Origin of the sequence: Salmonella sp. 741265055_HSA (assembly GCF_046569525.1) — a bacterium.
In the GTDB taxonomy this organism is placed as follows: Bacteria; Pseudomonadota; Gammaproteobacteria; order Enterobacterales; family Enterobacteriaceae; genus Salmonella; species Salmonella enterica.
In genome coordinates this window covers 105,277-112,600 of sequence record NZ_JBKFSQ010000011.1, presented here as the reverse complement: position 1 = coordinate 112,600, position 7,324 = coordinate 105,277, and the positions used below count along the sequence as shown (strand labels likewise).

At 50.6% G+C, this 7,324-nt stretch carries 7 protein-coding genes; 4 read left to right on the top strand and 3 right to left on the bottom strand.

Annotated features, from left to right (window positions below; all coding sequences use genetic code 11):
- Positions 1-64 precede the first annotated feature (64 nt).
- On the bottom strand, positions 65-589 hold the full coding sequence (gene mobB / locus ACLD4K_RS08780) for a molybdopterin-guanine dinucleotide biosynthesis protein MobB (RefSeq protein WP_023250332.1): 525 nt from the start codon (positions 587-589) through the stop codon (positions 65-67).
- On the bottom strand, positions 586-1,170 hold the full coding sequence (mobA, locus tag ACLD4K_RS08775; protein WP_183059544.1) for a molybdenum cofactor guanylyltransferase MobA: 585 nt from the start codon (positions 1,168-1,170) through the stop codon (positions 586-588). Before mobA ends, mobB begins: the two co-directional genes overlap by 4 nt.
- A 69-nt stretch (positions 1,171-1,239) precedes the next feature.
- Between mobA and ACLD4K_RS08770 the strand changes: the two genes are divergently transcribed.
- The 3 genes from ACLD4K_RS08770 (at position 1,240) to dsbA (ending at position 3,212) form a co-directional block, all read left to right on the top strand.
- Entirely contained in the window at positions 1,240-1,509 is a 270-nt protein-coding gene (locus ACLD4K_RS08770; protein WP_000649858.1) for a YihD family protein, read from the top strand.
- Between the two features lie 76 nt (positions 1,510-1,585).
- On the top strand, positions 1,586-2,572 hold the full coding sequence (locus ACLD4K_RS08765; RefSeq protein ID WP_411011712.1) for a serine/threonine protein kinase: 987 nt from the start codon (positions 1,586-1,588) through the stop codon (positions 2,570-2,572).
- A 16-nt stretch (positions 2,573-2,588) separates the two neighbouring features.
- The gene (dsbA, locus tag ACLD4K_RS08760; protein WP_000725364.1) at positions 2,589-3,212 is read left to right on the top strand and encodes a thiol:disulfide interchange protein DsbA; all 624 of its coding nucleotides are present in this window, start codon (positions 2,589-2,591) and stop codon (positions 3,210-3,212) included.
- A gap of 12 nt (positions 3,213-3,224) precedes the next feature.
- On the opposite strand, the gene ACLD4K_RS08755 is transcribed toward dsbA, so the two are convergent.
- Positions 3,225-4,133, bottom strand: coding sequence for an acyltransferase (locus ACLD4K_RS08755; RefSeq protein ID WP_411011711.1), 909 nt, complete (start codon positions 4,131-4,133; stop codon positions 3,225-3,227).
- Between the two features lie 387 nt (positions 4,134-4,520).
- Here ACLD4K_RS08755 and polA point away from each other — a divergent pair, with 387 nt between their 5' ends.
- Positions 4,521-7,307, top strand: coding sequence for a DNA polymerase I (gene polA / locus ACLD4K_RS08750; RefSeq protein WP_411011710.1), 2,787 nt, complete (start codon positions 4,521-4,523; stop codon positions 7,305-7,307).
- The last annotated feature ends 17 nt before the right edge of the window (positions 7,308-7,324 follow it).

The window sequence follows — 7,324 nt, the reverse complement described above, 5'->3', positions numbered from 1 at the left end:
AAAATGTAGGCCTGATAAGCGCAGCGCCATCAGGCAACCTGCACCGCCGGATGGCGGCTCCACCTTATCCGGCATACAAGGAACGTGCTTTCTCTAACCACCGCAAAATGAAGGCAGAAATCTGCGATACATCATTAAGATCCAAAACGGGTACCGCTACGGCAAGTGGAATATCACTGGCAACCGCAATAACATGCTCATCAAGAATTAATTCTTCCTCGCTGTGCCCACATCCCTGACGAAAAAGTAAGATCTTCGCAACTGCCTCGTGTTTAAACCCTTCTACCAGCACCATATCCAGCTTTGATGCATCCATCCGGCTCACCAGCCATGCCAGATCCAACTCTTCTTGCCCCGGCGTTTCAGTCATTAACGCCCAGCGCTGCTGACTGGCAACCAGCGTCTGTGCCGCCCCGGCCTTACGTAATTCGTAGCTATCTTTACCCGGTTTATCGACATCCATATCATGATGGGTATGCTTAATCAGCCCTGGCCGAATACCGTGCGCACAAAGTGCTGGGATCAGTTTTTTCAGCAGTGTTGTTTTTCCCGTGCCGCTCCACGCGGCAATGGCGAGTAGCGGTATCATGGTCTCTTTTGCCATTGCGCGAGTTCCTCCGGCGTGTTGACGTTCACAAATGCCTCCTTACAATCGCTAAAATCAACGGCGTGTCCGCCTGCCTGGCGCATAAAAATCATTACCCGCCGCTCGCCTGCTTGCAAATAAGCTGTCAACTGGGGCTCAACGGCACGATTAATCAACGCGATCGTTGGATGATCGCGTTCTCCATCATGAACCCAAACCACGGGTGCGCCATGACGCTGCGCTGCTAAACGATCGACCAGGTTGTGGGGGATACAGGGATTGTCACAGGGGCAAAACAGAAACCAGTCGCCTGCTACCTGCTGAAAAACGGAAAGCATACCCGCCAGCGGACCGGGAAAGTCAGCGATTGAATCCGGAATGACTTTCAGGCCGCTGGCCTGGTAGATATCCAGATGGCGATTAGCACTAATGACGACCGTAGCAAGTTGTGGCGCGAGCGCGTCGGCAACGTGTCGCCAGAGCGGTTTCCCGTCCAGTTCAAGCAAACCTTTATCCGCACCTCCCATCCGCCGGGCTTTACCGCCTGCCAGCACCACGCCGGTTATTACTTCATCCAGATTCACCGATATCGCCTCTTTTATTGTGGGATTGACCCTGCTACCGTGTCTGTATCAAGAATAAGGAGCACAGCTATGAAATGTAAACGCCTGAATGAAGTCATTGAACTCCTCCAGCCAGCCTGGCAGAAAGAGCCTGATCTTAATCTGACGCAATTTTTGCAGAAACTGGCGAAAGAGTCAGGTTTTGACGGCAAACTGGAAGATTTAACTGATGATATCCTGATCTACCATCTGAAAATGCGCGATTCCGCCAAAGACGCTGCCATTCCAGGGATTCAAAAAGACTATGAAGAGGACTTTAAAACGGCGCTTTTACGCGCCCGCGGCGTTATTAAAGAGTAAAACCTTGTAAGCGGCGCCACCGAAATCGTCACGAAATGATATCCTGAATCATTCGTAGTATTTTCCGGATGATGGGATGAACGACAACGCTTTTACTTTCCAGACGCTACACCCGGAAACCATCATGGATGCGCTGTTTGAACAGGGGATCAGGGTGGATTCCGGGCTGACTCCACTAAACAGTTATGAAAACCGCGTCTATCAGTTTCAGGATGAAGACCGTCGACGTTTTGTCGTTAAGTTTTATCGTCCTGAGCGCTGGTCTGTTGAGCAAATTCGGGAAGAACACCAATTCGCGCTTGAACTGGTGAAGGATGAGGTTCCGGTTGCTGCTCCGCTCGCGTTTAATGGCCAGACGCTGCTAGCGCATCAGGGCTATCATTATGCCATTTTCCCCAGCGTAGGCGGTCGTCAGTTTGAAGCAGACAATATCGATCAGATGGAGGCGGTAGGGCGTTATCTTGGCCGATTGCATCAGACGGGGCGAAAACGTCCTTTCACTTTCCGGCCTGACATTGGGCTTGCAGAGTATCTTTTTGAACCTCGCCAGGTATTCGAAGATGCCGCACTGATTCCCTCCGGGCAAAAAGTGGCTTTCCTGAAAGCCACTGATGCTCTACTGTCTGCAGTTACCGAATGCTGGCGCACCGATTTCGCCACTCTGCGATTGCACGGCGATTGTCATGCCGGCAACATTCTATGGCGTGATGGACCGCTGTTTGTCGATTTAGATGATGCCCGTAACGGCCCGGCGATACAGGATTTATGGATGCTGCTGAACGGCGACAAAACCGAACAGCGAATGCAGCTTGAAACCATTATTGAAGCTTATGAAGAAGTTAGTGAGTTCGATACGGCTGAAATTGGTCTCATTGAACCTTTACGCGCCATGCGTTTAGTTTATTATCTTGCCTGGTTGATTCGTCGTTGGGGCGATCCTGCGTTTCCAAAAAACTTTCCCTGGTTAACAGGGGAAGATTACTGGCAGCGACAGACAACGACTTTTATTGAGCAGACTAAAATTTTGCACGAACCCCCTTTACAATTAACGCCAATGTATTAATCGGAGAGAGTTGATCATGAAAAAGATTTGGCTGGCGCTGGCTGGTATGGTTTTAGCTTTTAGCGCCTCGGCAGCACAGATCAGCGACGGTAAACAGTATATCACGCTGGATAAACCGGTCGCTGGCGAACCCCAGGTACTGGAGTTTTTCTCCTTCTACTGCCCACATTGTTATCAGTTTGAAGAAGTGCTTCATGTGTCTGACAATGTGAAGAAAAAGCTGCCGGAAGGCACCAAAATGACCAAGTACCACGTTGAGTTCCTGGGGCCGTTGGGCAAGGAGCTCACCCAGGCATGGGCGGTGGCGATGGCGTTGGGTGTAGAAGATAAAGTCACGGTCCCGCTGTTTGAAGCCGTACAGAAAACCCAGACAGTACAATCTGCTGCGGATATCCGTAAAGTGTTCGTTGATGCGGGCGTCAAAGGCGAAGATTACGATGCGGCATGGAACAGCTTCGTGGTGAAATCGCTGGTTGCGCAACAGGAGAAAGCCGCGGCTGACCTGCAACTGCAGGGCGTTCCGGCGATGTTCGTCAATGGCAAATACCAGATTAACCCACAAGGCATGGATACCAGCAGCATGGATGTTTTTGTTCAGCAGTATGCTGATACTGTGAAATATTTGGTTGATAAAAAATAAAAAGAACGCCGGTCACTGACCGGCGTTTTTATAAGATGTTTTAATCTCTTCTATCTGTATATCTTTCTTATCCCACAGCGTATTAAGCCAACGTTGAAAACGGCGTTTGAATGTTTTGTCGTTCACGTAATCGCCGTGCAGTTCTTCATTTATGGGTTCCAGTTGCACCCGAACAACAATATGCGTCAGCCTACCGCTTAGCATATCGTAGAAGGGGTGACGATCGTTGTTTGGGTAACACAACGTAATATTAAGCAGCTTATCGAACTGTGAGCCTAAAACATTAATCGCCATTGCAATACCGGCTGCTTTTGGCGGCAACAGATGTTGATAGGGGGAATGCGTTTGCTGGCGTTTCTCATGCGTAAATCGCGAGCCTTCAACAAAGTTAACGATAGTGGTGGGATACCGACGAAACTTTTCGCAAGAGCGACGAGTTGTTTCAACATCTTTGCCGCGTCGATCGGGGTGGCGGAGTAGGTAGCTACGGGAGTAGCGCTTCATAAACGGCATATCTAATGCCCAGCACGCCAGGCCGATGAACGGCACCCAGACCAATTGCTGTTTAAGAAAGTACTTATTCATTGGGATATGCTTGCGGAACAGAACGCAAAGCACAACGATATCGGCCCAGCTGCGATGATTACAAATCAGTAAATACCAATTTTTCTTGCTCAGCCCTTCTAACCCTTCTACATCCCATTGCAAGTGCGGATTAAGGCGTAACAGCGCTGCAAGGCCAGCACACCAGCAATACATCATGAAATTGCAGAAAATGGAGACCTTGCGCCAGATACCGGGAACAGGAAAAAGGAGCTTTACCATACCGGCAACGATGATCGGTACTGAGCAAACAATAGTGACCAGGATGGTTAATACGATACTCAATGGGAGCGTGATAGCCGCGAGTATTCTCGTCATAATAAATTATTCAAAAGTTAGCCATAAACGGTGCGCGAAAAGGGCGCAAGAGGCTGATTCTATCAGAAAACGATGCTAATGATGGCGCTGAGTGAAATAGAAACACTCGTAACAACTATCCACATTATGATAACGGCATGAACCAGATAATCAGAAAAACGTGATGTTAACAACTCATTGAAAATAATGGGTAATTATTAAGAGGTGAAGGCTATCGCGCTGATTTTAAAGTAATGGTAAGAATTTACACACAAAGTTATCCACAGGTTGTTTTGCGAGCGATCCTGAAGATCGACAAAACTTTTCCGCAAATGCGGCGAAAAACTCAAGTTTTCCTCCTGTATGTGGCATCCTTTAACCATAATCTGTTAAACAGGCACGGACATTATGGTTCAGATCCCAGAAAACCCACTTATTCTCGTAGATGGCTCATCCTATCTCTATCGCGCCTATCATGCGTTTCCGCCGTTAACCAACAGCGCGGGAGAACCTACGGGCGCAATGTATGGTGTCCTCAACATGTTGCGCAGCCTGATCATGCAGTATCAGCCGACGCATGCTGCGGTGGTGTTTGACGCCAAAGGAAAAACCTTCCGTGATGAGCTCTTTGAACATTACAAATCGCATCGTCCTCCGATGCCGGATGATCTGCGTGCGCAAATAGAGCCGTTACATGCCATGGTTAAAGCCATGGGGTTACCTCTGCTGGCGGTCTCTGGCGTAGAAGCGGATGACGTTATCGGTACACTGGCGCGAGAAGCGGAGAAGGTGGGGCGTCCGGTATTAATCAGCACCGGCGATAAAGATATGGCACAGTTGGTGACGCCGAATATTACGCTGATCAACACCATGACTAACACCATCCTCGGCCCGGATGAAGTCGTTAATAAGTACGGTGTGCCGCCTGAGCTGATTATCGACTTTCTGGCGCTGATGGGGGACTCCTCAGATAATATTCCAGGCGTACCAGGCGTGGGTGAGAAGACGGCGCAAGCTTTGCTTCAGGGATTGGGCGGCCTGGATACGCTGTACGCCGAGCCGGAAAAAATTGCCGGTCTCACTTTCCGCGGTGCCAAAACGATGGCCGGTAAATTAGCGCAGAATAAAGATGTAGCGTACCTGTCTTATAAACTCGCCACCATTAAAACGGATGTTGAGCTGGAGCTGACCTGCGAACAGCTTGAAGTACAGCAGCCGATTGCGGATGAACTGCTGGGCCTGTTTAAAAAATATGAGTTTAAGCGCTGGACGGCGGACGTTGAGTCAGGCAAATGGCTACAGGCAAAGGGCGCGAAACCGGCGGCCAAACCGCAGGAAACGGTCGTTATTGATGAATCGCCCAGCGAACCGGTAGCGGCGCTCTCTTATGAAAATTATGTCACGATTCTGGACGACGTTACGCTGGAAAGCTGGATTGAAAAGCTGAAAAAAGCGCCAGTTTTTGCTTTCGACACGGAGACCGACAGCCTGGATAATATCGCCGCCAATCTGGTGGGCCTCTCGTTTGCCATCGAACCTGGCGTTGCCGCGTATGTACCTGTCGCGCATGATTATCTGGACGCTCCGGATCAAATCTCCCGCCAGCGTGCTCTGGAACTGCTGAAGCCGCTGCTGGAAGATGAAAAAGTGCGCAAAGTGGGGCAAAACCTCAAGTACGATCGCGGCGTCTTGCAAAATTACGGTATTGAGCTGCGCGGTATCGCCTTCGATACCATGCTTGAGTCTTACATTCTGAACAGCGTCGCCGGACGCCATGATATGGACAGCTTGTCCGATCGTTGGCTGAAGCACAAAACTATCACCTTTGAAGACATTGCCGGTAAAGGTAAAAACCAGCTCACCTTTAACCAGATCGCACTGGAGGAAGCGGGGCGCTATGCGGCAGAAGATGCGGATGTCACGTTACAGTTGCATCTCAAAATGTGGCCTGAGCTCCAGCAGCACAAAGGCCCGCTGAATGTTTTCGAAAACATCGAAATGCCGCTGGTGCCGGTGCTGTCACGCGTTGAGCGCAATGGCGTAAAAATCGATCCTGCCGTCCTGCACAAACATTCGGAAGAAATCACACTACGTCTGGCGGAACTGGAAAAGAAAGCGCATGACATTGCGGGCGAGGCGTTCAACCTGTCCTCGACGAAGCAGTTGCAGACCATCCTGTTTGAAAAGCAGGGTATTAAGCCGCTGAAGAAAACGCCTGGCGGCGCGCCGTCAACGTCGGAAGAGGTGCTGGAAGAGCTGGCGCTGGACTATCCGCTGCCGAAAGTGATTCTGGAGTATCGTGGTCTGGCGAAGCTAAAATCCACCTATACCGATAAGCTGCCGCTGATGATTAACCCGAAAACCGGGCGCGTCCATACGTCCTATCATCAGGCGGTAACGGCGACGGGACGTTTATCGTCCACCGATCCGAACCTGCAAAATATTCCGGTACGCAATGAAGAGGGCCGCCGCATTCGTCAGGCATTTATTGCGCCTGAGGATTATCTCATCGTATCTGCGGACTATTCACAGATTGAGCTGCGTATTATGGCGCATCTTTCCCGTGATAAAGGGCTGCTCACGGCGTTCGCCGAAGGGAAAGATATTCACCGTGCAACGGCGGCGGAAGTCTTTGGCTTGCCGCTGGATAGCGTGACCGGGGAACAGCGCCGAAGTGCGAAAGCCATTAACTTTGGCCTGATTTACGGGATGAGCGCCTTCGGTCTTTCTCGCCAGCTTAATATTCCGCGTAAAGAGGCGCAGAAGTATATGGATCTCTACTTCGAACGCTACCCTGGCGTGCTGGAATATATGGAGCGCACCCGCGCTCAGGCAAAAGAACAAGGCTATGTGGAAACGCTGGAGGGACGCCGCCTTTACCTGCCGGATATTAAATCCAGCAACGCGGCGCGGCGCGCGGGGGCGGAACGCGCGGCGATCAATGCTCCCATGCAAGGAACGGCTGCCGATATCATCAAGCGCGCCATGATTGCCGTCGATGCCTGGCTACAGGCCGAGCAGCCGCGCGTGCGGATGATTATGCAGGTACACGATGAATTAGTGTTCGAGGTGCATAAAGACGACTTAGATGCGGTAGCAAAACGTATCCATCAGTTGATGGAAAACTGCACGCGTATTGATGTGCCGTTGCTGGTGGAAGTCGGTAGCGGAGAAAATTGGGATCAAGCGCACTAAGCATTTAAGGAAGAACG